Origin of the sequence: Paenimyroides baculatum, assembly GCF_008629655.1 — a bacterium.
Classification (GTDB): domain Bacteria; phylum Bacteroidota; class Bacteroidia; order Flavobacteriales; family Flavobacteriaceae; genus Flavobacterium; species Flavobacterium baculatum.
In genome coordinates this window covers 183,866-207,143 of sequence record NZ_VWSG01000003.1, presented here as the reverse complement: position 1 = coordinate 207,143, position 23,278 = coordinate 183,866, and the positions used below count along the sequence as shown (strand labels likewise).

General features: G+C 33.1%; 20 protein-coding genes. 4 read left to right on the top strand and 16 right to left on the bottom strand.

The genetic code is table 11. The features are described from left to right. Positions 1 to 68 precede the first annotated feature (68 nt). The 4 genes from F0460_RS05480 (at position 69) to F0460_RS05465 (ending at position 10,418) form a co-directional block, all read left to right on the top strand. Positions 69 to 1,265 (top strand): aminotransferase class I/II-fold pyridoxal phosphate-dependent enzyme, encoded by a 1,197-nt coding sequence (locus tag F0460_RS05480; RefSeq protein ID WP_150011069.1) that lies wholly within the window; start codon positions 69 to 71, stop codon positions 1,263 to 1,265. Between the two features lie 185 nt (positions 1,266 to 1,450). Further along, the gene (locus F0460_RS05475) at positions 1,451 to 6,481 is read left to right on the top strand and encodes a translocation/assembly module TamB domain-containing protein (RefSeq protein ID WP_223810770.1); all 5,031 of its coding nucleotides are present in this window, start codon (positions 1,451 to 1,453) and stop codon (positions 6,479 to 6,481) included. Next, a complete protein-coding gene (tamL, locus tag F0460_RS05470) occupies positions 6,453 to 8,786 on the top strand; it encodes a translocation and assembly module lipoprotein TamL (RefSeq protein ID WP_150011067.1) in 2,334 nt (777 codons plus the stop codon). Before F0460_RS05475 ends, tamL begins: the two co-directional genes overlap by 29 nt. A gap of 201 nt (positions 8,787 to 8,987) precedes the next feature. Further along, on the top strand, positions 8,988 to 10,418 hold the full coding sequence (locus F0460_RS05465) for a sigma-54-dependent transcriptional regulator (RefSeq protein ID WP_150011065.1): 1,431 nt from the start codon (positions 8,988 to 8,990) through the stop codon (positions 10,416 to 10,418). Positions 10,419 to 10,490: 72 nt separating this feature from the next. Here F0460_RS05465 and F0460_RS05460 read toward each other — a convergent pair whose 3' ends face one another. The 16 genes from F0460_RS05460 to F0460_RS05385 form a co-directional block, all read right to left on the bottom strand. Then, positions 10,491 to 11,087: a hypothetical protein gene (locus F0460_RS05460; RefSeq protein WP_150011063.1), complete on the bottom strand. Its 597-nt coding sequence runs from the start codon at positions 11,085 to 11,087 to the stop codon at positions 10,491 to 10,493. Continuing rightward, complete coding sequence (locus F0460_RS05455; RefSeq protein WP_150011061.1) at positions 11,077 to 12,039, bottom strand: hypothetical protein; 963 nt, start codon at positions 12,037 to 12,039, stop codon at positions 11,077 to 11,079. Before F0460_RS05455 ends, F0460_RS05460 begins: the two co-directional genes overlap by 11 nt. Positions 12,040 to 12,059: 20 nt before the next feature. After that, complete coding sequence (locus F0460_RS05450; RefSeq protein WP_150011059.1) at positions 12,060 to 13,328, bottom strand: hypothetical protein; 1,269 nt, start codon at positions 13,326 to 13,328, stop codon at positions 12,060 to 12,062. Between the two features lie 18 nt (positions 13,329 to 13,346). Next, entirely contained in the window at positions 13,347 to 13,679 is a 333-nt protein-coding gene (locus tag F0460_RS05445; protein ID WP_150011057.1) for a hypothetical protein, read from the bottom strand. 1 nt (position 13,680) lies between these two features. Then, a complete protein-coding gene (locus F0460_RS05440) occupies positions 13,681 to 14,172 on the bottom strand; it encodes a hypothetical protein (protein WP_150011055.1) in 492 nt (163 codons plus the stop codon). Between the two features lie 454 nt (positions 14,173 to 14,626). Further along, positions 14,627 to 14,920, bottom strand: a complete 294-nt coding sequence (locus F0460_RS05435) for a hypothetical protein (protein ID WP_150011053.1) — start codon at positions 14,918 to 14,920, stop codon at positions 14,627 to 14,629. 7 nt (positions 14,921 to 14,927) lie between these two features. Continuing rightward, positions 14,928 to 16,373, bottom strand: a complete 1,446-nt coding sequence (locus F0460_RS05430; RefSeq protein WP_150011051.1) for a hypothetical protein — start codon at positions 16,371 to 16,373, stop codon at positions 14,928 to 14,930. A gap of 3 nt (positions 16,374 to 16,376) precedes the next feature. Next, positions 16,377 to 16,973, bottom strand: a complete 597-nt coding sequence (locus F0460_RS05425; RefSeq protein WP_150011049.1) for a hypothetical protein — start codon at positions 16,971 to 16,973, stop codon at positions 16,377 to 16,379. A 17-nt stretch (positions 16,974 to 16,990) separates the two neighbouring features. After that, on the bottom strand, positions 16,991 to 17,674 hold the full coding sequence (locus F0460_RS05420; RefSeq protein WP_150011047.1) for a hypothetical protein: 684 nt from the start codon (positions 17,672 to 17,674) through the stop codon (positions 16,991 to 16,993). Positions 17,675 to 17,706: 32 nt separating this feature from the next. Continuing rightward, positions 17,707 to 18,453, bottom strand: a complete 747-nt coding sequence (locus F0460_RS05415; RefSeq protein WP_150011045.1) for a hypothetical protein — start codon at positions 18,451 to 18,453, stop codon at positions 17,707 to 17,709. A gap of 26 nt (positions 18,454 to 18,479) precedes the next feature. Next, entirely contained in the window at positions 18,480 to 19,559 is a 1,080-nt protein-coding gene (locus F0460_RS05410; protein ID WP_150011043.1) for a hypothetical protein, read from the bottom strand. After that, complete coding sequence (locus tag F0460_RS05405; RefSeq protein ID WP_150011041.1) at positions 19,556 to 20,203, bottom strand: hypothetical protein; 648 nt, start codon at positions 20,201 to 20,203, stop codon at positions 19,556 to 19,558. The genes F0460_RS05410 and F0460_RS05405 overlap by 4 nt, the downstream gene beginning before the upstream one ends. 5 nt (positions 20,204 to 20,208) lie before the next feature. After that, positions 20,209 to 20,754, bottom strand: coding sequence for a hypothetical protein (locus F0460_RS05400; RefSeq protein WP_150011039.1), 546 nt, complete (start codon positions 20,752 to 20,754; stop codon positions 20,209 to 20,211). Between the two features lie 3 nt (positions 20,755 to 20,757). Next, the gene (locus tag F0460_RS05395) at positions 20,758 to 21,681 is read right to left on the bottom strand and encodes a hypothetical protein (protein ID WP_150011037.1); all 924 of its coding nucleotides are present in this window, start codon (positions 21,679 to 21,681) and stop codon (positions 20,758 to 20,760) included. Between the two features lie 27 nt (positions 21,682 to 21,708). Further along, the gene (locus tag F0460_RS05390; RefSeq protein WP_150011035.1) at positions 21,709 to 22,452 is read right to left on the bottom strand and encodes a hypothetical protein; all 744 of its coding nucleotides are present in this window, start codon (positions 22,450 to 22,452) and stop codon (positions 21,709 to 21,711) included. A gap of 16 nt (positions 22,453 to 22,468) precedes the next feature. Further along, on the bottom strand, positions 22,469 to 23,194 hold the full coding sequence (locus F0460_RS05385; protein ID WP_190304101.1) for a carboxypeptidase-like regulatory domain-containing protein: 726 nt from the start codon (positions 23,192 to 23,194) through the stop codon (positions 22,469 to 22,471). Between the last annotated feature and the right edge of the window lie 84 nt (positions 23,195 to 23,278).

The window sequence follows — 23,278 nt, the reverse complement described above, 5'->3', positions numbered from 1 at the left end:
TATATTTTTTTTGACGATATGAAAGTGATAATGTATTTTTAATTATTAATCAATTATGTTATAAAAACATGTTTAAACCAGCCGATAAAATTCAAGATTTACAGTTTTTTGGAGAATTTGGTGGAGTAAATCCGTCTATTTCAGATTCTTCTACCTATACCTTTCTTTCTGCCAAAAGTATGTTCGATACCTTTGAAGGAAATACCGATGGATGCTACCTGTACAGCCGTCACAGTTCACCGTCAAACCTATATTTAAGTGCCGCTTTGGCACAATTGGAAAATACCGAATCGGCAAATGTAACCGCATCGGGGATGGGGGCAATCACAGCAACATTGATGCAGTTGTGCAAACAAAACGATCATATCATTGCAAGTCGAACTATCTATGGGGGAACGTACGCGTTTTTAAAGAATTTTTTACCGCAGTTTGGTGTTCAGATCGATTTTGTGGATATTACCGATTTAAACAAAATACAGTCACTTATAAAGCCAAATACCAAAGTTATTTATCTGGAAACAGTAAGTAATCCGCTATTGGAAGTGGCAGATATTCCCGCGATTTCTAAAATTGGAAAAACGAAAGATATAAAGGTGGTGGTAGATAATACGTTTTCGCCTTTAAGTGTTACGCCGGCAAATCTGGGAGCCGATGTTGTGATTCACAGTTTAACAAAATACATCAACGGAAGCAGCGATACGGTGGGCGGAGTTGTTTGTGCTAGCAGCGAGTTCATTAACGATCTTAAAAATGTAAACAATGGTGCTTGTATGTTGCTGGGTTCTACAATGGATAGTTTTAGATCTGCAAGCATTTTGAAAAATATGCGTACGTTGCATTTGCGAATGAAACAGCACAGTGAAAACGCGCTGTATCTTGCAGAAGGTTTTAATGAAATCGGAATTAAAACGGTTTATCCGGGTTTAAAAAATCATCCATCACACAAGGTTTTTAAATCAATGTACAACAACGAATTTGGTTTTGGCGGAATGTTAACGATTGATGTTGGATCATTAGAAAGAGCCAACGCAGTAATGGAATTAATGCAGGAACGTAACATTGGTTATTTGGCAGTAAGTCTTGGTTTTTACAAAACATTGTTCAGCGCACCAGGAACTTCAACATCATCTGAAATTCCAGCCGACGAACAAAAAGAAATGGGATTATCAGACGGATTGATCCGTTTCTCTATAGGTTTAGATAACGATATTAAACGAACTTTCGAACAAATGAAAGACTGTTTAAAACAACTTAATGTAATATAAATTAAAAACCGTTTCTAAAGAGAAACGGTTTTTGTTTTACTATAACAATATTTAACAAATAATCTTCTGCTTAATATTAAATAATTCGTTATTTTATAGGTAAATACGAATAATAAACTTACAAAATACTTTCTTTTACAATTAATTATAAATATTTTTGTTAGGAAAAGAAAAAAAAATTGAGTTTGAAAAAGAAGATTTGGAAAGTAGTTAAATATATTTTAATTACTATAGCCTCTTTATTGGTAATCATTCTGGCAGCAATATATTCGTTGCAGTTTCCTGCTGTACAAAATTTTGTGAAAGACAAGCTGGTTACCTATCTCGAAGACAAGATCAAGACTAAAGTTGCTTTAGACCGCATCTATGTGCATTTTCCCAATAAAATCGAAATAGAAAATCTTTTTCTGCAAGGGCAGGATGTAGATACTTTGCTGTATGTACACCATTTGAACATCGCTTTAAATCTTCCAAAGTTATTGGATAATACTGCGGAATTTACTTCGGTAGAGCTGGACGGACTGAATGCGAACGTGATTAAGCGTGCCGATAGTACATTTAACTTCAATTATATTATTGATGCTTTTGCTACCAAGGAAGAAGATACCGAAAGCAAACCTTTTTTGATTGATCTTGATAAAATAAGCCTGCAAAATCTGAATGTTTCATATAAAGATGTAAACAGTAAAAACGATATCGCCTTAAAGCTGACCGATTTAAAAACCATCGTGAAGACTTTTGATCTGGAAACGAATAATTATGCGGTTGATTACATTGATGCCAAAGGATTAAAACTGACCTTTAACCAGGGAATGTTGCAGGAAGTTGCTGAAAACGTGGAAGAAACAGTCGATTCGCTTTCGCAGAGCAATCCTTTGAAAATTGGCATCAACAGTTTGAACCTTCAGGATTTTGACGTGCTGTACGATGATGAAAATTCGGCAACCCGGGCTAAAATTGTTTTTAAAGAATTGAGTTCTAAAATTGGTAAGCTCGATCTTCCAAATTCCGACTTCAACATAAAATCATTAAAATTCAAAGATGCTTTTGTCGATGTATTGTTAACACCTGATTCAAAAGCTTCGCAGGCAGTAAATGCAGAAACGGCTAAAGATTCGGTTGCTCCGGCTTCAGATCCTATAAAAATGTTGTTACAATCGGCAGATTTAGATAACGTAAACGTAGTGTACAACAACGGAAAAGGCGAAAATAAAACCAAGAATTTTAATGCAAACCACCTTAATATTCAGAAACTGAATGGTAAGCTTACAAACGTGCAACTGGTTGGAACCAATGTTTCGGGCGAACTGAAAGACGTTGCCTTTAACGAAAACAGCGGTTTTGTGCTGGAAGAATTATCAACAAAATTCAAATATACCGAAACCGAAACCTTTTTGGAGAATCTAACTCTGAAAACGCCACAGACTTTTTTACAGCGCAGTTTAAAACTGCAATACAATTCTATCGATGATTTATCAAACAATCTGGGAAATGTAGCAATTGAAGCCAATCTGCCTGATAATAAAATTGGTTTTAAAGACATACTGTGGCTGGCGCCAAACTTAAAAAATACTGTTCCGTTCAACAAGTATCCCAATGCGGTACTTAACCTTTCTATAAATGTTAAAGGTATTGTCAACGATCTTTTAGTGCAGGAATTTAAGTTGAGCGGATTGGGTAATTTAAACGTAAATGCTGTCGGAACCATTAAAAATGCGTTGGATACCGATAATTTGTGGATGAACCTTAAAATAAACGATCTTACGGCAAACAAACAGCTGATTACGGCATTAGCTCCAAAAAATAGTATTCCGAACACCATTGAAATTCCACAAAATCTATCGCTTTCAGGTAAATTAAAAGGCAGTTTGAATGATATTTATGCCGATATGGGTATACAAACTTCTTTCGGTAACGCAAAAGTTACAGGTACATTCAATCAAAAAGTTAAAAATGCCGAACGATACGATTTAAATGCATCACTTGCTGCTTTCAATGTGGGCAAATTGCTTAAAAATAAAGAGCTGGGCGTGGTAACTGCCAATGCAAAAGTTAAGGGTACGGGCTTTAATTTCGAAAAAAACAATGCCGAAGTCGAGGCTTTTGTAACGCAGGCCGATTTCAAAGGATATTCTTACCGTGGCATTGCCTTAAAAGGCGGTTTGAACAACGGAAACTATAATGTCACGTTGAATTCCGATGATGAAAATGCAAAGCTGAATTTAGTTGCAAGCGGAGTTTACAATGCCGAAGCTCCTACCGTGAAGACAGAAGGGACAGTTTACAAGGTCGATTTAAACAAATTGGGTTTCTATGCTACGCCAATGGCATTGGCAGGAAGGCTGAATGCCGATTTTTCTTCCTTGAATCCTGATGCATTGAACGGCGAACTGCTTTTGCAGGATTTTGTTTTGTCTGATGGCGAAGAAATTTATCCGATCAGCGAAATCAGTATGAAGGCGGTTAGTAACGACACCATCAACAGTATCGATCTGACTTCACAGATTGTAGATGCATCTATCACCGGAAAATATAAATTAACCGAAATAAGTTCTTCGCTGTTAAGTACTGTGAATCAGTATTATCATTTTCAAAAACAGTCGGCACAACCGGTTGCAATTACTCCGTCACAGTTTTTTGATTTCCGTGGAAAGATCAAAAACGATGACCTGATCCGTAAATTCGTTCCGGAACTTACATTGTTCCAAACCATCAATCTGTATGGAGCTTACAATGCCGATACGCGTAAAATTACCATGTACGGTAGTTTGCCACAATTGGAATACGGTGCCTACAAACTAAATGATATCAAACTTTCGGCAGGTAACGACGAAGAAAGTCTTAATTACGCTTTAACACTGAATCAGCTGGATAGCGAACAGTTCAGATTGGCAAATATTGTACTCGATGGTTTTGTGAAGAACGATGTGATCGATTACAACCTGTTGGTTAAAAACGAAGAAGATGAAGTGCAGTACAAAATTGCCGGAAATGTAGCTTCTACAAACGATCTCATCGATCTTACTTTAAAACAAGACGGTTTGGTATTGAATTACTATCCTTGGACGGTTTCTGCAGATAACAAATTAACCGTGCATCCTACGGGAATTGTAGCGCAAAACCTACAGTTAAGCAACAGCGGAAGTTCAATTTTGGTGAATTCAGAAGGCGATATACCAACCGCACCACTTAATATTAAATTTCAGGATTTTAAAATAGAAACGTTAACCGAGATTGTTCGTAAAGATTCACTTCCTGCCGAAGGAACAATCAATGGCGAAGCACAGATACGCGATTTAATGACCGATTTGCGACTGACCGCCGATTTAAACGTGAAAGATTTAAAGGTTTTTGGTAATGCTATCGGAACTATTGATGCGCAGGTTGCCAACGAATCGGCAAGTTTGTACAATGCCGATGTTAAGCTAAGCGGTTTTGATAACAATCTCGCACTTAAAGGAAGTTACGATACGGCTGCGGGTAGTTTTAATGCCAATGTTGATATTCAGGCACTGCAAATGACCAGCATTCAGGGCTTTTCTATGAACCAGTTGCGCGATGCTAAAGGATTTATATCGGGTAATTTAAAAGTTTCGGGTACAACGACAAATCCGAGTATTTTGGGAGAATTAAAGTTTAACGATGCCGGTTTTGGCGTTACACAGCTTAATACCACCTTTCAGAGTATGAACGATGAAATTGCGTTTACACAGCGCGGTATCGAATTCAATTCCTTTAAAATTAATGATACAGACGGTAATGCACTTACAATTAACGGAAACGTTCTAACCAAAACGTACCGCGATTTCGCTTTCGGACTGAATATCTCGGCGCGCGACTTTAAGGTGGTAAATTCAACCAAAACCGATAATCAGATTCTGTACGGTGTTATGGCAATCAATGCCAATATTGGTGTGAAAGGCGATATGAACCTGCCAAAGATTGATGGTACGATTACCGTAACCGATAAAACCGATTTTACCTTTGTATTGCCACAATCCAGCCCGGCGTTGCAAGAACGTGAAGGAATTATTGAATTCGTAGATCAGGATCAGTTGGCATTAGACGATACATTAAAAGATCCACAAGACGAATTAGATGAAACATTGAAAGGTTTGGATGTTAATTTGAATATCGAATTAAAGAAAGATGCCAAACTTTCGATCATTATCGATAAAACAAATGGAGATTTCATAAAACTTCAGGGTGAAGCACAGTTAACCGGAGGTATCGATCCATCAGGTAAAACAACCCTTGTGGGTAGATACGAGGTGAACGAAGGAGCTTATGAAATGTCGGTAAGTCTTTTAAAACGTCGTTTCGAAATTCAAAAAGGCAGTTCTATTACATGGACAGGCGAACCAACCAAGGCAAATGTAGACCTTACGGCAATTTATAAAACCAAGGCTGCACCGCTTGATTTGGTGCAGCAGCAACTTCAGGGTGACGATCAGGCAAATCTGTTCAAACAACGCGTTCCGTTTAACACCTTTTTAAAGATGTCGGGAGAACTGCTGAAGCCGATTCTTACGTTTGATATTGAGATCGATGGAAACAATCCGGGTATTTCAACAGAGGTTACAACCTTGGTAGAGTCGAAATTAGATCAGTTGCGAACCGAACAATCCGAAATGAACAAGCAGGTTTTTGCATTATTGTTATTGAATCGTTTCATTGGCGAAAATCCGTTTGCAAGCAGTACCGGAATGTCTGCCGAAAGTGTTGCACGTCAAAGTGTAAGCCGCATGTTATCGGAACAATTGAATAATCTTGCTGCTGATTTGGTAGAAGGTGTCGAGTTGAATTTCGATCTGGAATCTTCAGACGATTACAGTACAGGAACCCGAGAAAACAGAACCGATTTAAACGTAGGGGTTTCTAAAACACTATTGAACGATCGTTTAAAAGTAAGTGTGGGCAGTAACTTCGGATTGGAAGGGACCGAGCGTCAGAACGAGGAAATGACCAACATAGCCGGTGATATTCAGGTAGAATACTTGTTGTCTAAAGACGGCAGATACATGTTGAAAGCTTACCGTAAAAACGAGTATCAGGTTGCTTTACAAGGACAGATTATAGAAACAGGCGTTGGTTTTGTAATTACGCTTGATTATACCGAATTTAAAGATTTACTGCGCCGCCGCAAACGTAACAGAGAATTTAGAAAAACACAAAGAACTATACAGAATGAGCAGACTACCACAACAACTAAATAAAGCATTTTTTGCTGCAACAGCACTGTTTTTGGTAGGTTGCAGCAATACAAAATTTGTTCCCAAAGGCGATTATTTGTACACGGGTGCATCAATAAATATCATCAGCGATTCGTTATCTAAATCGCAAAAGAACGAACTTAAAAAAGAGTTGGAAGGATCGCTTACGCCCAAGCCAAATTCAACGCTTTTAGGGCTGCGTCCTAAATTGTATGTGTATAACAGAGTAAGCGAACCTAAAAAAGAAAGCGGATTCAAATATTGGTTAAAGTACAAGGTAGGTGAAAAGCCGGTGCATTTAAGCGATGTGGATATTCCTTTTAATTTGGATCTGATCGAAAATACCGGTGAAAATAGGGGATATTTCAACATTACAGCCAGTTACGATACACTGCCTAAAAACAAAAGGGTAAAAATAAAATACAATGTATCGCCGCGAACGCAGTATCTTATCAATAAGGTTACGTTCCCAACAGACAGTACCGTTCTATCAAAAGAAATCAATAAAACGGTTGCAAAAACATTGTTAAAGGTTAACGAGCCTTTTAATTTAGATGTGATAAAAACTGAACGCGAGCGTATTGATGCTTCGTTAAAAGAAAACGGTTTTTATTATTTTGATCCCGATAATCTGATCATTCAGGTCGACAGTACCGAGGTTAAACACAAGGTAGACCTGAATGTAAAAATCAAAAACAATACACCTGAACTAGCGCGCAAACAGTTTACTATTGATAAGATTTATATTTTTTCTGATTACAACCTGCGCAATACAAGAAACAGAAGGGGACTGGTTCGTGCAGATGTTGATACCATTTTGTGGAAAGAAAACAGTTATATTATTGATCCGAAGGAAAAATTCCGTCCGCAGATTTATGATCGTGCATTGTATTTTAAATCGGGCGATTTGTACAACAGATCCAACCACAACCTTACATTAAGCAGACTTATAAATCTAGGAACATTTAAGTTTGTGAAAAATCAGTTTGTATTGTCCGATTCCTTGGCAAACAAGTTTGATGCTTATTATTATCTTACTCCTCATGAATTCAAATCGCTGCGTTTGGAAACTTTGGGAAAATCTAACTCGGCAAGTTATGTAGGTGGTGAGGTAAACTTTAACTGGCGTCACCGGAACTTTTTAAGGGGAGCCGAAATTTTTGCGGCTACTTTGTATACGGCGATCGATTTTCAATTGGGCGGCAATAAAGATTCCAACAATATTTACCGTGTAGGTAGTAAGTTCAGCTTAACCTGGCCGCGAATCATTGCACCTTTTAAATTTGAATCTTCAAGTGCTTTTGTACCGCGAACAAGGGTAGAGTTGGGGTACGAATTTCAAAACCGAACACAATTGTACACGTTGCACAATTTTAATGCGTCGTTTGGTTATTTATGGAAAGAAAATGCCCTGCGTGAACACGACTTAAAGCTAATAGAGGTTACGTATGTAACGCCGGAAAACGAAACAGCTAAATTTGAAGAAGAAAAAATAAAAAATCCTGCTTTAAAGCGTGTTACAGAAAAACAGTTGATTTTTGGTCCGGTTTATAACTACACTTATACAAATACCATGCTTCCTAAAAAGCATACCTTTTATTACAAGGGGTTGCTGGATCTTTCTGCTAATTTAACGGGATTGATATCGGGCGCAAATGCTAAAACAGATTCAATTAATAATATTACTGATGCTAAAACTATTTTAGGAGTTCCTTACAGTCAATATGTAAAAACAGAGCACGACTTCAGATATTATTTAAAGCTGGATGAAACATCGCAAATCGCAACTCGTTTTATTGGAGGTGTGGCATATCCGTACGGAAATTCGGTTTACATGCCGTTTGTAAAACAATTTTTTGTGGGTGGTAGTAACAGTATACGTGCATTCCGCGCACGTACTTTGGGACCCGGAAGTTATGATCCGCGTACATCCGGTTCTTCTTTTTTCCATGATCAGGCAGGAGATATCAAGTTAGAAGCAAATATAGAGTATCGTAAAAAATTGGTGAGCTTTTTAAACGTAGCAGCTTTTGTTGATGCCGGAAACGTTTGGTTGTTCAATGAAGAAAAAAGTCGCCCCGGAGGTAAAATAAGTGGCGACTTTCTTAAGGAAATTGCAGTTGGTGGTGGTTTGGGATTACGTCTTGATTTCAGTATCCTGATACTTCGTCTTGATTTATCTATTCCATTCCGTATCCCGTATTATCCTGATGGAGATCGCTGGGCTTTCAACGAAATCAATTTTAAAGACAGACAGTGGCGTCGTGATAATTTAATGCTCAACATTGCCATAGGGTATCCTTTTTAATGTAGGATTTTTCGTTAGTTTCTAAAACTTTTATGCTGGTTTCATACATTGGTAATTCAAATGTTAAAATTATTAATCGTGTAAATATGTTATATACTGGCACTTCATTCAAATTAAGTTAAAAATATAGTTGTTAAATAATTATTTTGTAACTTTCCAAAATCCTTATTTAAGACCTAATACGAATTATTGAGCTTTAGAATGAAAAAAATTTTAATAATAGAAGACGATGTTTCTTTTTGTTTAATGATGAAAACGTTTCTTACCAAAAAAGGTTTTGAAGTTTTTAATGCATTTTCATTTAAAGAAGCTACTACAATTTTAAACGATCAGCAGCTTGATCTTGTTTTAACCGACGTTCGTTTGCCCGACAGCGACGGTATCGAAATACTAAAGTATATTAAAGAAGTAAATCCAGCTATTCAGGTAATCCTGATGACGGGTTATACCGATATTAAAACCGCAGTAAACGTAATGAAAATGGGTGCTTTTGACTATGTTTCAAAACCCATTAATTCAGACGAAATTCTGCACACCATTCACAAAGCGCTTACCGAAGGTGTTAAAACGTCTACTGTTGTAAATACTTCTGCTGAAAGTGATAAAAAAGAAACACGACCGTTAAAAAATGCCTATACAGGAAGCCATTTTATTAAGGGAAGAAGTGCAAAATCAAAAGAATTGTACGATTTTATTAATGTGGTGGCACCAACAAACATCTCGGTTCTTATCATTGGCGACAGTGGAACGGGGAAAGAAAATATTGCTTATTCAATTCACAAATTAAGCAAGCGCGAAAACATGCCTTACGTGGCGGTTGATTGCGGTGCGATACCTAAAGATTTGGCGGCAAGTGAGTTTTTTGGTCACGTTAAAGGATCGTTTACTGGTGCTGTTACCGATAAGATTGGTCATTTTGAAGCAGCTAACGGCGGTACTATTTTCTTGGACGAAGTTGGAAATTTAACGTACGATGTCCAAGTTCAGTTATTAAGAGCTTTGCAGGAACGCAAGGTAAAACCGGTGGGAAGCAGTAAAGAAGTCGATGTAGATATCCGAATTATTGCTGCAACCAATGAAGATTTACAAAAAGCGGTTCGTGAAGGCGATTTCCGTGAAGATTTATATCATAGATTAAACGAGTTTTCAATTCAGGCACCTCGATTGAACGAACGCGGAAAAGATGTGTTGGAATTTGCAGAATTCTTTATAGCACAATCAAATTCTGAATTAGAACGTAACGTAGAAGGATTGTCTGATGAGGTAACCGAAGTATTTTTAAGTTACGAATGGCCGGGTAACCTTCGTGAAATGCGCAATATTATTAAACGTGCGGTGCTTTTGAGCAGTTCAAACCTTATCGAGAAAAATGTATTGCCTGCAGAAATGTTTCAAGACAATGTGTTAAAGAATATCGAAGTCAATAATCCAGTGTTTGCGTCGGCAAACGGTAATGAAAATGCAACCTTACTGCGAGAAGATTTAAAACTATATTCGTCTACAAATGAAGAGCAGTTGATCCGTGTGGCGTTGGAAAAAGCAAAATACAACAAAACAAAAGCAGCTCATATATTGGGTATCGATAGAAAAACTTTATACAATAAATTAAAGTTGTACGATATTGAATTGTAAATAGTTATAAGATTAGATAAAAAACGGGCTTATGCCCGTTTTTTATAAAGTAATTGTTTTATTATTTTAAATTTAATCTAATCCTAAATGAGTTTTCTCCTGCAAACTTACGCGTCGTATTAGTGTATCGTTTTCAAAGACGTACTTTACTGTAATACTGTTGGCAGTTTCGTTGATTAAAATAACATTTTTAGCATCGCGAAGTTCAAACAAGGTGCTGTCATTCTTTTGAATTTCATCTTGATCTTCATATTTTATCTGATCAAATAAGAAATTATCTTTAACAACTTGTACGCGAGGCCTGCCTAAAATTCCATAATTTACAATTTGTATACGCATATTGTTGTCAAGATTAAAATGATTAATTCTTCCTTCACCACTAGCAGATAAGAAAATAGCGAAAAATGGAACCGCCATAGGTAGAAAACTTAAAATTAAGCCCATCACAAGTAATCCGAAATAGATTTTTGTAAAAAGTTTCTTCCAGCAAAGAATGATAATAAAAGGAGTAGTAAAAACCCAGATCCAAAACAAAATACGATCTGACCAATAACCAGCGAAACTCATTCTAGCCGAAACGAAAAGGCAAAGATTAAGAATCATTAAAGCAGAAATAATTAAATAAAAGGTAATTAATTTGGTTTCTTTGGTACGAAAATCAATCTTCATAATTTGAAATAAAGATAGGTTTTTGATCAATTTTTATAGCGCTTTTCTGTTTTGTGAAATCATTTAATTGTTGATATTCGTAAAGAATGTTGATGGTATTGTAATCGTAATCTTTAGAATTTTCTTCGTTGTCAACATAATTCAACTTATTAATCCAGGCATTTTTATCTTTATTAAACTCAAAATTCAAGTTGAATTCTTCCTCATCACCATTAAATTCGTTGTATAATGGGGTATAAAATAGTTGTTGTGGAGAAAAATCAAGATGATTTAAATTGTTGATAAGATCTGATAATTCATTAGAATTTTCTTGTAAAGTAGCTTCCAAATCTTCTTTTTCACTGAAAGAATCCTCATCGTAATATAGTTTTCCATTTTTAAACTGATAGTAAAACGGTTTGTATTGATGTTTATCTTCAAAATAAAATCCAATAAAATCGTTATAGTTTTCTGTGTTTGCAAAAGTGTAAATTTCCGGAGTTTTAGTAGTTTTATCACCGTAAGAAAAATAGCTGAAAGAAACAAATTTAGAATTTGCTTTTGTGGTATAAACGTACGGAAACGATATATGGCGGTGACCCGGTTTGAAAATTCTTTTTAGCTCAGGAACAGGTTTTTGAAGTTCGCCAAAATGTAGCAGCGTTTCATCATCATAAAATCCGTTTGAGAGCATTATTTTTACACTGTCGCCAATGTTTTTAATGTGTCTGCCGTAAAGTGTAAATTTTTCTTTGGGACGATCGGGAGTAAACAGTACAAAACCTTTTTCTTTAAGCTCCCATTTACCCGTAATAAGCGTTGCATAACCTATAATCACAAAAGTTTGATCGTGTTTTAAATAATGATTTCCGCCACGTAAAGTGTAAGCTCCTGAAATATCTTGAATGGTTTGTGCTTTGATTTCTTTAGTAAGAATCATTGCTAAAAAAATGATTGCGAATTTTACTTTCATCTTAAAACTAATTAGCTTAATTATTGAATATTGATTTTTACAGGAAATCTTACTGAAGATTTTACAGGAATTCCGTTTTGTGTTGCAGGATTCCATTTTGGTGATTTCTTTAAAACACGGTTCATTTCATCTGCTAAATATTTATCTGAATAAATTTTTTGTTGCTTGTTTTCCAAAGAAGCGGTTCCGTCTGCATCAATAGTTAAATCAAGTTCAAGTTTAATTAAGCCATCGCTTTCGGTTGCAGAAGTGTCAAAATTATCAGTTATAAATTTTCTATAAGCTTCATTTCCACCCGAAAAATTTGCAGAAATAATTTCGGCTTCTATTGCTATTTCCGTAAGCGGAGCTTGATTTTCTACTGCAGTTGCAACTGTTTTTCCTCCAGAAATGGTTCCTAATATTTTTTGATTTTCAATTTGATAAGGATATTTGTCGATTAACTTCCCCGATTTGTCATATACGAAAGTAATTTGTTCTCCGTTAATGATTTTTGTGATTTCCTTTCTTTCTAATACACCGTTTTTAAAAAATTCTTTTACTTCTTCGTTTTCGTCATTTTTGTAAGAACGAGAATGGAGCCGTCCGTTTACAAATTCATCATCGTAAAAAGGAGGTACCTTAAAATTAGCTTTTCTTGTAATTACTTCGTTTTCATCGTAATAAGTGGTTTCAGTTTTTCCCATTACGCTTTTTTTCTTTCCGTTCGGATAAAATTGAGTGTAAGTTTCTGTAATTTCATCATTTATTTGATAGATTTTTCCATCTCTGTCATAACTTTTTGTAATCGATAAACCATACGTTTTATCTGGAGCTACAGATAATTGAGATTCATTTTGTACTTCTCCGGTTTTGTGAAATTCTTTTCCAAATATTTGATTGTCTTTACGATAAGCTTTTAAAAATAATTTATCATCGGCAAACATTGTGTATTCTGTAACCAAAGATTTATTTAATTTATACTCGGTTTTAAAATTGTCGCCTTCTTTGTGCTGACCTTTTTTAAAGTTTTCATAGGTTGTAACTGTCCCCGAAATAAGGTTGTTTTCTATAATAAAATCTGCTTCTTGACTTTTGTTGCGAATTTTGTAAGATCCACTTGCCAAAATAACTTCATTATAAAAATAAGCATTGTATTCTGCTATTTCAACTTTATAGGTAAAAGCTTCTAAATAATCTTTTGGAATAACCAATTGCAAGGTGTCAATATTTTTATGTTGTGAAAACACCAAATTCACGTATAAAAATACGGTGGTTGCTAAAAGTAATTTGTTGTTAAAAATGTTCATCGATTTGTATTGATAAGTTTAGACAAGATTTTTTAATTTGCTTGGCATCATAATTATAAAAACCAATAAAACTAACTGAACAATAATTATTATAAATGCAAAAACTTGAGTTTCAAAAGCCATATTAGATTGTATTCTAGAGTTGTTTCTACTTTGGTAAATTCTATCTTTAAGTATTTGTTTCTCAAAAAAATCAATATCAATTCGTTCATCTATTTTTCGTTTTGAATCCATTGTATACCAATCGGTTTTGTTTGATGCAATATCTAAATAGTCTATATTCTTAAGAATAAGCCAGCTACAAATAATTATAGTAATTATTGATAATAATAGGGCGATTATTTTTTTCATTTTAATAGTTTAACGAAGTTTTTTCTTGAAATTCATGAACAGTTTGTAAAGTATCGTTTTCAAAAAAATATTTTACTGTAATACTTGTGTCGGTTTCTTTGACTAATTGGGCATTTATGGCATCACGCACTTCCAGCCAAGTGCTGTCATTCTTTTCAATTTCATCTTGATCTTCCAGTTTAATTTTATCAAACAAAAAACCGTCTTTTACAATTTGAACTCGTGGTCTGCCCATAACACCATATGCAACAGTTTGTATACGAATATTGTTTTCAAGGTTAAAATGATTTAATCTTCCGCTACCAGTTCCCGAAAGTATTATTCCAAAAAAAAGAATTCCCATAGGTAAAATGCTTAAAATTAAACATAGAATCAAAAAGCCGAAATATAGCTTTGTAACGAGTTTTTTCCAATATAAAATAATTATAAAAGGTGTTACAGCAATCCAAATCCAGAATAAAATGCGATCGCTCCAATATCCTGTAAAACTCATTTTTGCAAAAGCATATAAACAGCTGTTAAGAATTATTAAAGCTGATATAAAAAGATAAATTCTTAAGATTGTTTTTTTATTCATAATTTATGTCTTCCTGTAATTGTTAAAATCAGATCATTTTACATATCTCCACCCGAGCCGGTAATAATAAAAAGAACTGCGTATTGAATGAATATTAAAAACAAAGTCATTATAATTGACCTAAAAGAATATTTGTTATTTTCTTTTTTGAATATTCTGATGATAAAAACAATAATTTGTACAACTAAAAAGAGACAGCATATTAGTGGAGACAAAAAAATAATATTGCCAATAGATGAATTACCTTTTTCACATAAATATCCCAATATATCATTGCGAAGTAAAGCAACACAAAGAACATATTTACATAAAGACTTTTTTTCCAAAAATTATACATAATGCTTAATTTAGGTTTCAATAATTTTCATTTTTATTGTTCGCAATACCTTCCAACGTTTCCTTTTAAATCTTTTATGTATAATCTGCGTTCGCCGTAATAATATTCTATTTTGTAGATTGTACCAATAAGCGAATCTTTTTTATACCAATTAATATAAATGCTGTCGTTTTTTATAGAAGAATAATCTTTTCTAAAATCTAAAACATCACTAAAAGTACCAACATCCCCACAAAATTTCCAAACTGATTTTTCAAGATTATTTTTTTGTTTACAATACTGAAAAAGAAAGGTCATTATAAAAATAAGTGTATATAGTTTCTTCATTTTTAGGCTATTTATAAAATTCATAATCAACCAAAACTTCATCGCCATATTTACCTACGTTATCTCTTTCCTGATAAAATTGGATCGATTTTAAAATGTTGTTTTCAATCTTATAGATAATTCGTTCGGTTTTATATTCGTTGCTACCCTCGGCAATTAACTGGTTATTTTCGTTCAAATAGAATTTATAAATTCGTTCTCCTTTTGGAAACTTATTGGTAATAGTTAAAGGCAGTTGCCAAAAATTGTTGCTGTAACATGTGGTGTAAACGTCATTAGATTCTTTATAAATTATTTCCTCACACGCTTCGTTGTTTTTTGACGTAATTTTATAGATTGTTTTGGGGTTTATATCCTTGTTTTCATAATTTCTTTCATCAATTACAAATCGATCTTTTACAAGAAACAGATTGCCCATAAGCTCATAAGTTTCCATATCGTAACTGTTTTTTATGGTAACGGTATTGTTTTGAAAATAAAAATTTTTGTCTGGTCTGCCTTCATCAGTTATACTTATGGGTAAATTGTTTTCATAATTAACTTTAATATCGTCATTATCATGACCTTTAAAATCGGTTAATTGCCCTAAAGTATTAAAAGTAAAGGTGATTTTTGTGTCTGAACCAGTATTTAATGTAATGCTTTTTACGTTTTTAATATTCAAAAACTGTAAAGGCAACGCATAATCATCTATAATTTCTTTTAATAAAAGCGTATTGATGTTTTTTAGCACATTTTCATTGGCAAATTTTGTTTTCATTTTACGTTCTACCATTAAACTGTCTTGCTTAAAGGCTTGATAATATGACGAAGTTTTTCCATCGCCCCGAATTTTAGATATTTTTTCGGTAGTAAGAACCATTTTTTTATCGTTAAATATCTTGTTAGTAGTCTTTCCGCTCCAATACAAATAGCCTTCATGTCGATCCTGACGATCTAACAAATTAATGGTTTCTTGGGTTGAATTTTGAATTTTTATAAACGTGTTTCTATACACTTGATGATGCATTACATCGTTTTCAGAAAAATTTCTACACAATTCGTCCCATTCGCGTTTTACGAGTTCGCCAAAACCGAAATAACTGTTTTGAAATTCATTTTCTGTAGGTTGTTCATGATAGGTTTTACTTTGACTGTCCGCCATATATTTTACATCATACACAACAATATGCGGTTTGCCGGCTTCTAAAACAACAGTGTCACAATTGGTACAGATGCGTTCGCTATCAAACTTTCTCACTTCGGGCGATTCATACATCATTGGTGGTGGTGCATTGCTAATATCGGGCACATTGTCTAAATAAATTATTTCAGAATCTGCTTTTTCAACTTTTGGCGGTGGCGGTATTTTATGTAGAACTGTTTTTGGTTTTGATTTTTTTACCGGTTTTTTCTGTGCTGAAACAGTTGTTATACAAAATAATACTGTTAACAATAAGCATACTTTTTTCATATTTTAATTTCTTTTTTTCTGCATTTTTTCTTTCTGTTGATAGTATAGCTCTGAACATCTATCTGCGAAACCGAAATAGGTGTTTTCCTCAAAATTTTCCAGATTAATTCCTTTAAATTTCATTTTTGTTTTAATTGTCGGAATTTTCACTAATTCGCCTTCTTCATTATTAGCCAAGTCATCAAAATAATTCCAATTACCAATATAATCGTTGGTCAAAAGATTTACGCTTGATTCTCCACTTCCATTTCCTACTACATTTCCAAACTCATACCGACTCATACCTATTAATTGTATTTTTTTTGTTTTTTTATTGTAACGAAACTGATTTTTGTATCCTGCACGCATCCAATCATTAAAAAAAGCAAATCCATTTTTAGCCTCTACAATTCCTGACATTTCATTTAATATTTCGATTTGCTTACTTTTAATTTTTTTGAAATTTTGTGTTGACAATTGGCAAATAATCCTAAACTCTGTATTGTCTAAATATACCGTATCTTTTTTACCATCAAAGTCGATGTCTTTAATAAGCTTTTGTGCAAAACTGGTTTGAGTTGCAAGAAATATAATCACGAATATTAATGATATTTTTTTCATTATGATTTAATTTAAAATTAATAATCCCCACGATAGCTGAAAACATCAATTGGTAAATGAACTTGGTCTAAATATTCGATTGGTTTGCATTCAAATTTTTTGTTGTCTTGGGTAATAATTTCTACTTTAAAACCTTTGTACGTGTCTTTTCTGCTGTACCATTTTTTTGTAATTTTAATTAATTCATTTTGAAAATCTCGCGGAACTTTCCCCGTTTTACAAACGTCGGAAAATGTAGATTTTTTAAAATCTTCAAAAAATAATTCTGCTTGGATGCAATTTTGTGGAACATCGTTATCTGGAAAACTATATTCTAATATGTAACTATCAAAATTTCGAGTTAAAAAATAATTATCTGCCAAAATAGAAGTTGAACCAATGTTGTAAAGATAATAAGGCAGGATTCTTCTAATCTCATAAGCGTGAACACCACATCCTCTCACTGTTCCACATTCTAAAGGTTTTTGTCGTTTTCTAAAAAGATTTAATCTCAAGTTCAACTTTTTTCGTTCAACCAAAATAGTATCTTTAAGTTTATATTTCTTTTTATTGGGATAAATTATTTTGGTTTTTTTGGTTTGAAAATTTTGATGCTCGGTTTTCCAAAGAATTAATCCGCCATATTCTTTTTCTGGATAATAGGTATGACTAAAGGTTTCCAACAACGTTCCTGTTTCTGGATTGTAATTTGATTCATTCATCAGATAATTTCCAAAACTTACCCTTTTTCGATTTAATATTCCTGATTTAATATTCCTGATTTAAAATGATAGGTGTACAAACTATCGCCCACATAAATATGTCTGTACAGTTTATCATCTTCTGCAATCTCGTTTTTAGCAAAACGAATTCCATTGGGACGTACATAGATAGAATCAGAATAGTAATTTTTTTCAGAAGTATATTTTAATTGAGAAGTTCCGCCATTGTCATATTTTCGGGAAAAATTTTGGTTCTCTTTGCTTTCGTGATAGCTCCACAAACTGTCTTTTGGATTGATGATGTATTTTTCTGAAGAGGAAGAAATTATTTTGCCGTTCTTTTTGGATTTTGAGACCATTTCAAACCATTCAATTTTTGGTTTTTCGGGATAAGGATAACTAATGGTTCGCGTTTGTTGCAACGTGTCTTCGTTTCTTTTCAACTGAAAATAATTTACTTTTTTATTATTTCCAAGATAATTGAAAGTGTAGCAAGTTTCAGGAAAATTGGCATTAACCAAACGGTTTTCTCTATCAAAAACATAAGTTACGGTATCTTTTTCGCCATTTGCAGTGAGTTTGTATGTGGCAGAATTGTAATCAATTTGTTTGATGATTTTTCCGTTGTTATGCAGTTTTATGGTTTTGATGTTGTACGCTTGATACGTTTCAATTTTTCCCGAAAGTATTTTTACCCAATCATCTGCATTGAGTTTTTTTTGAGCCCAAACAAAATTTTGAGTACAGAAAAATAGGATTAATAATGATATTTTTTTCATCGTTTGTGTTTTATTATTTGAAAATCTTATTCAGAACTTTTAAACCATAATTGTTTTTCTTTTGATTCAATTTCAGCATAATTACTCATAAGCCAAGCTTTGTAATGAATATCGTACCGAATAACTTTAACTTCTGCAGATTCATTTTCTTTATAGAAGAAATAAATTCCATTAAAACCAGTTCTGTGTGTAACAAAATAATCCAAAACTTTTACATTGTATTTTTGATGTTTTCCGAATTTGTTCAGGACTTTGTTAATGTGTTCATCGGCATTTTCCAGTAATAATGTATCAACTTCACGATACATATAATCATTTGAAAATATTAACGTGTCTTCTTTGTGCTGGTTATCCGATTTGAAAATGTTTTTTTCCTGAAGGCTGTATTCAGTTTTTTTATCATATAGATAATAAGGTTCTTCCAAATGTTTCTTTAAAAAATTATATTCTTTGAGTTCACTTTTATATCTTTTTCTATCATATAAAGAAGTGTTTTCTTTAGTCTTTTCTCTTTCTTCCCATAAATCCAAATGATATTTAAGTTGGTCTAAAAGCACAGTATTTGCAGGGTTGAACGTAGTAATTTGCTTTGTTTTTAGTTTAAATTTTTTCTCTAATTTTTTTTTCTCATCATTATAAAATTCATCTGCAAAAATAAAATTGGTAACTTTATTTGTTTGATGATTCCATTTGAAAAGTCCCCGCACTTTACCACCAAATCCTTGACCTGCATCTACTGTGAAATAAAGATTATCACTAATAAATTTCATTTTTCCACTACCATAAATGCCTCCACCATTAGCCATGCTTAAGGTAAAAAAATTGGCAACAAAAACCGTATCGACTTCAGTACTTTTGTCTTCCTTTATTTTCTTCTTTGTCAATTCTACAAAACCTGTTCGATAAGAAAGTTTATATAGCATTCCATTTTTTTGAATACTGTCCATAACGCCACTCATATCAGGATGTTTCCAAATAGTATTATCCACAACTAAAGGTTTATATAACACGTTATTAGCATCAATTTTTATTAAGCTGTCTTGTACTACTTGCGCAAAAATATTTTGGAAGCAAAAAAGTAGGATTAATAATGCTATTTTTTTCATTGGTTATTTAATTCAAATTCAACATAAACAATTAATTTTCCGTTGGTCGATTTTAGTTTTATTTCTTTGTTTTTTCTACCTTCAAAACCTTTGCCTATTTTTAAATTTTCTTGTAAAACAAAAGGTTCAAAAATAGCAAATACACTGTCTTTTTTCTTTAAAACCAATTGCAATTTATCGTTAATAATATCTTTTGGAAAAGGCAATTCAGAATAATAATTATTTCCTGTAGATGTTAAAGGTTTATTTGTGTAGGGATTAAAACTACGCTCGAACTCGGCATAAACCAAGGTGTCTTTTTGATTGATGAACTGTAATTTATACTCATCATTAGCCGTTTCCAGATGATAATCTCCGGCTCCGTTGGGTGAAAGCATGTCGTTTTTGGCTCGTTCTTCATGCCATAAATCCAAAGATTTTTCTTCAAGAGAATCAATAAAAGTTTGACTATAATAATCGTTTTTTAATATTCTGATATTGGTGATTTTTGCAGAAGTTAGGTCATCTCCTTTTTTGTACGCATTCCATTCGTCCCAGATTACAGGCCATATTTGAACGGCAATGAATGTAATTCCAAGAAGTGCAAAAAACGCATTTCCCGAAATAAGAAAAGTTTTTAGTAATTTTTGTGTTAATTTATCCATGGCTACTATTCAAAATTTAAAACCATATACACCATCATTTTTCCGTCGGTTGAGTTTTGTTTTACTTCTACTTGTTTACCAAAAGAACTGTTTTTTATTTCATTAGGAAGATAATCTGTAAAACTAAAAGCGGGAAAACGCGATAATTCTTTGCCGTTTTTTACATAAGCCAAATAAAACTGACCATTGCTTTTCTCTTGCGGAATTTTCGGGGTTTCGTCTATCCCGAATTTTGATACAAACGGAGCTTTTAAAATACTTTCAGAATTTTGTGAAGACGCATAGCTGATTTTATCATCAACAGCATTCACAGAAAACCAGTATTGATGCGAAACGTCAAGGCTGTTTTCTACGAAATGTTCGTTTTTATAGATTCTTATTTCCGAAATGCTGTATGAAACTGATGTGTTTTCAAATTGCGGAGAATCATTATTCTTTAGCGCAGGAATTACTTCTTTTGTAATTAACATGTACCCAAATCCGCAAAAAAACAGAATGGAAAATATAAGAAAAATCTGAATTAATCTTGTATTAAATTTTGATAGTTGCATAGTTTAGTTGTTTTCTAATTCCCAATCTTTAAAAACTTCAATTAAGTGCTTCATAATTCTTCTTTTATCATACTCATCAAATTTATCTGAAGTCAGTGAACTGTAAAGAAGATAATCTGTAGAATCGTACTCTAATTCATCATTAATAATACTTTGAAAAGCGTTGGTAAAGTCATAATAATCATTCCATTGGGGTTTATCTATTTTCAGAATATCTTCCATTTTTTGCAGATAATAGGTTTTTACTTCATTAAAATATTTACTACGAAGCATTGGCAAAAGTTCTTCTTTTCCGTTTTGAAACTCTTGTAAAGCCTTTACATATTGACTTTCGGAGTAAATGATACTGTCTTTTATCAATTGTTTTTCTTTGTAATAATCAACAAAATCGTTATCGGGCATCAATCCATTTTCTATAAACCAATCTAAAGTTTTTGTGTAGCGTTCGTTTTCGTTTTTAATTTTTTCGATGGATGACAGAGATTTAATTTGCTGTTCCATTTTTTGCAATTGTTCCCATTCTAAACTTTGAAAATGCAACACGATTTTATATTCGCTTTTTTCTTTTTTAATAAAGAATAAATCAGAATACACTTTTCCATGTTCAAGCACTTTTCCTGCACATAAGCCGCCATCTGTAATTAAATAAGAATAAAAATCTTCGCCATCGACCAATTTCCAAAGTGATAATTTTTTTGTTACAGAACCTAAATTGTTTTTATAAATCCAAGAATTTCCCTTTTTGATTTTATCGAAATGAATGAAAACCTTTGAAGTATAATCGTTAATGCGAACGGTATCCATCCGATAATCGTTGATTGAAACAATCAGGTCACTCTTTAAAATGGCTTTGCGTAGGTTTGTATTTTGTGCATTTCCTAAAAACGGTAGAAGTATTAAGGAAAAAAGTAATGTTTTTATTTTCATTTGTTTATGTTTTTAAATTCAAAATAGTTATTCATCAAAAGTTCTGGCGTCGTAGCTTTTTATTTTAAAAGTTCCGTTTTTGTATTTGGCTTTTCTAGTGATCGTTTTTCCATTAATTTGACTTAAAAAGCTATACGAGATTATTTTTCTCTTTGTATCAAACCGTATTTCTAAAGGCTTTAGGTATTCCATTCCGCCTTCAATTGTGTAAAGCCCTGTTTCAGGGTCTTTTTCTCCAGTTCGGCTGTTGTCTACATTAGTCCAAGAACAAACCGATAGCGCTTTTCTGGCAGTCAACTTTGCTTTGCTTTGATAAATATAAACCTCGCAACAAGTAAATGACATTTCGTCCATACGTTTTATCAATAGAAATTCATCGTTGTCTAATGGATGAATTTGATCATAATAATCAAAGGTTTTCAACTCTTTCAGGATTACTTTTTTATCTTTCAGAATATAATTCCAGCGATCGAATCCGTTTCTTAAAGTAAAAAGTTCGTAATCTCCGGATTCTTTAAAGGTAAAATCGGTGTAAAGACTGTCTAATCCATTTTCAAAATTTTTAAAAGATCTAATCTCATCATTCTCAAGCGTATAAATTAATTGAGTATCGAATTTTTGAACAGCACTATTTAACTCACTTTCATCTTCGCTTGTTTCTACTGAATTTAGTTCTAGAAAAGATTCAATAAGAAGTTCTTCTTGAGTTTTTTGTGCCAGTACTTGTAGCGAGAAAAACAATAAACAAGTAAGGAATATAACTTTTTTCATACTATAAAATCAATCATTAATAATATTTCTTTTTCCATAACTGCCACCACTTTCTCTTAATTTTAATAATATATTCGCCCACAATAGGACTTTCTTTTTTAATGATAAGATTGCTTATTGGTAAATCTTTTCTATAAACAATAGCTCGTGTATCGCTTTCCCAACCGGTTGCTTTAAGCACAAGAACAATTTCATTCGCTGTAAAATCATCGGGTACGTTTAACGTAAAATTTCCTAAAGTATCTGTTACAGCACTAATAATGGTGCCTTCTATAAAAACATATTCATAGTCTAAGGTTTCGTCTGTATTTTCATTTATAATACTACCCGAAATAGTTTTCTTTAAGCTATCTGTTGCAGCTTTATCGGGAAATTTTTGAATAGAATAAAAGTTGCTGTTTACAACTATTTGATCTTGTTTTGTTAGATTTTGTTCAGATGCGAAAGTGCCCTTGACAGATCCAACAACTAACAACGTTGTAATTGTTTTGCTTAAGTGGAAGTTTTTTCTTTCTGATTGATTATTTAACAATCGGTTTGTTTGTAAAGTGGACATTTTAGCACAAATATCTCTTGAAGGGTTTTCTATGATCTTAATGATTTCCGCATCAGAAAGTACAGAGAAATCAACTACGTTTTTGGAACATAAATCACAGAATTTCCCACTTGCGGATTGTTGCATGTTAGCCCACACAATTTTTTCACAAGGATTTTCGATCGATACAATATAATCTCTTTTCATGTTTAAAACAATTTTAATAAATACCATTAAAACAAACATCTAAAATACAAGATGTTATTGAAAAGATTTGTAGTACTTGTTTTA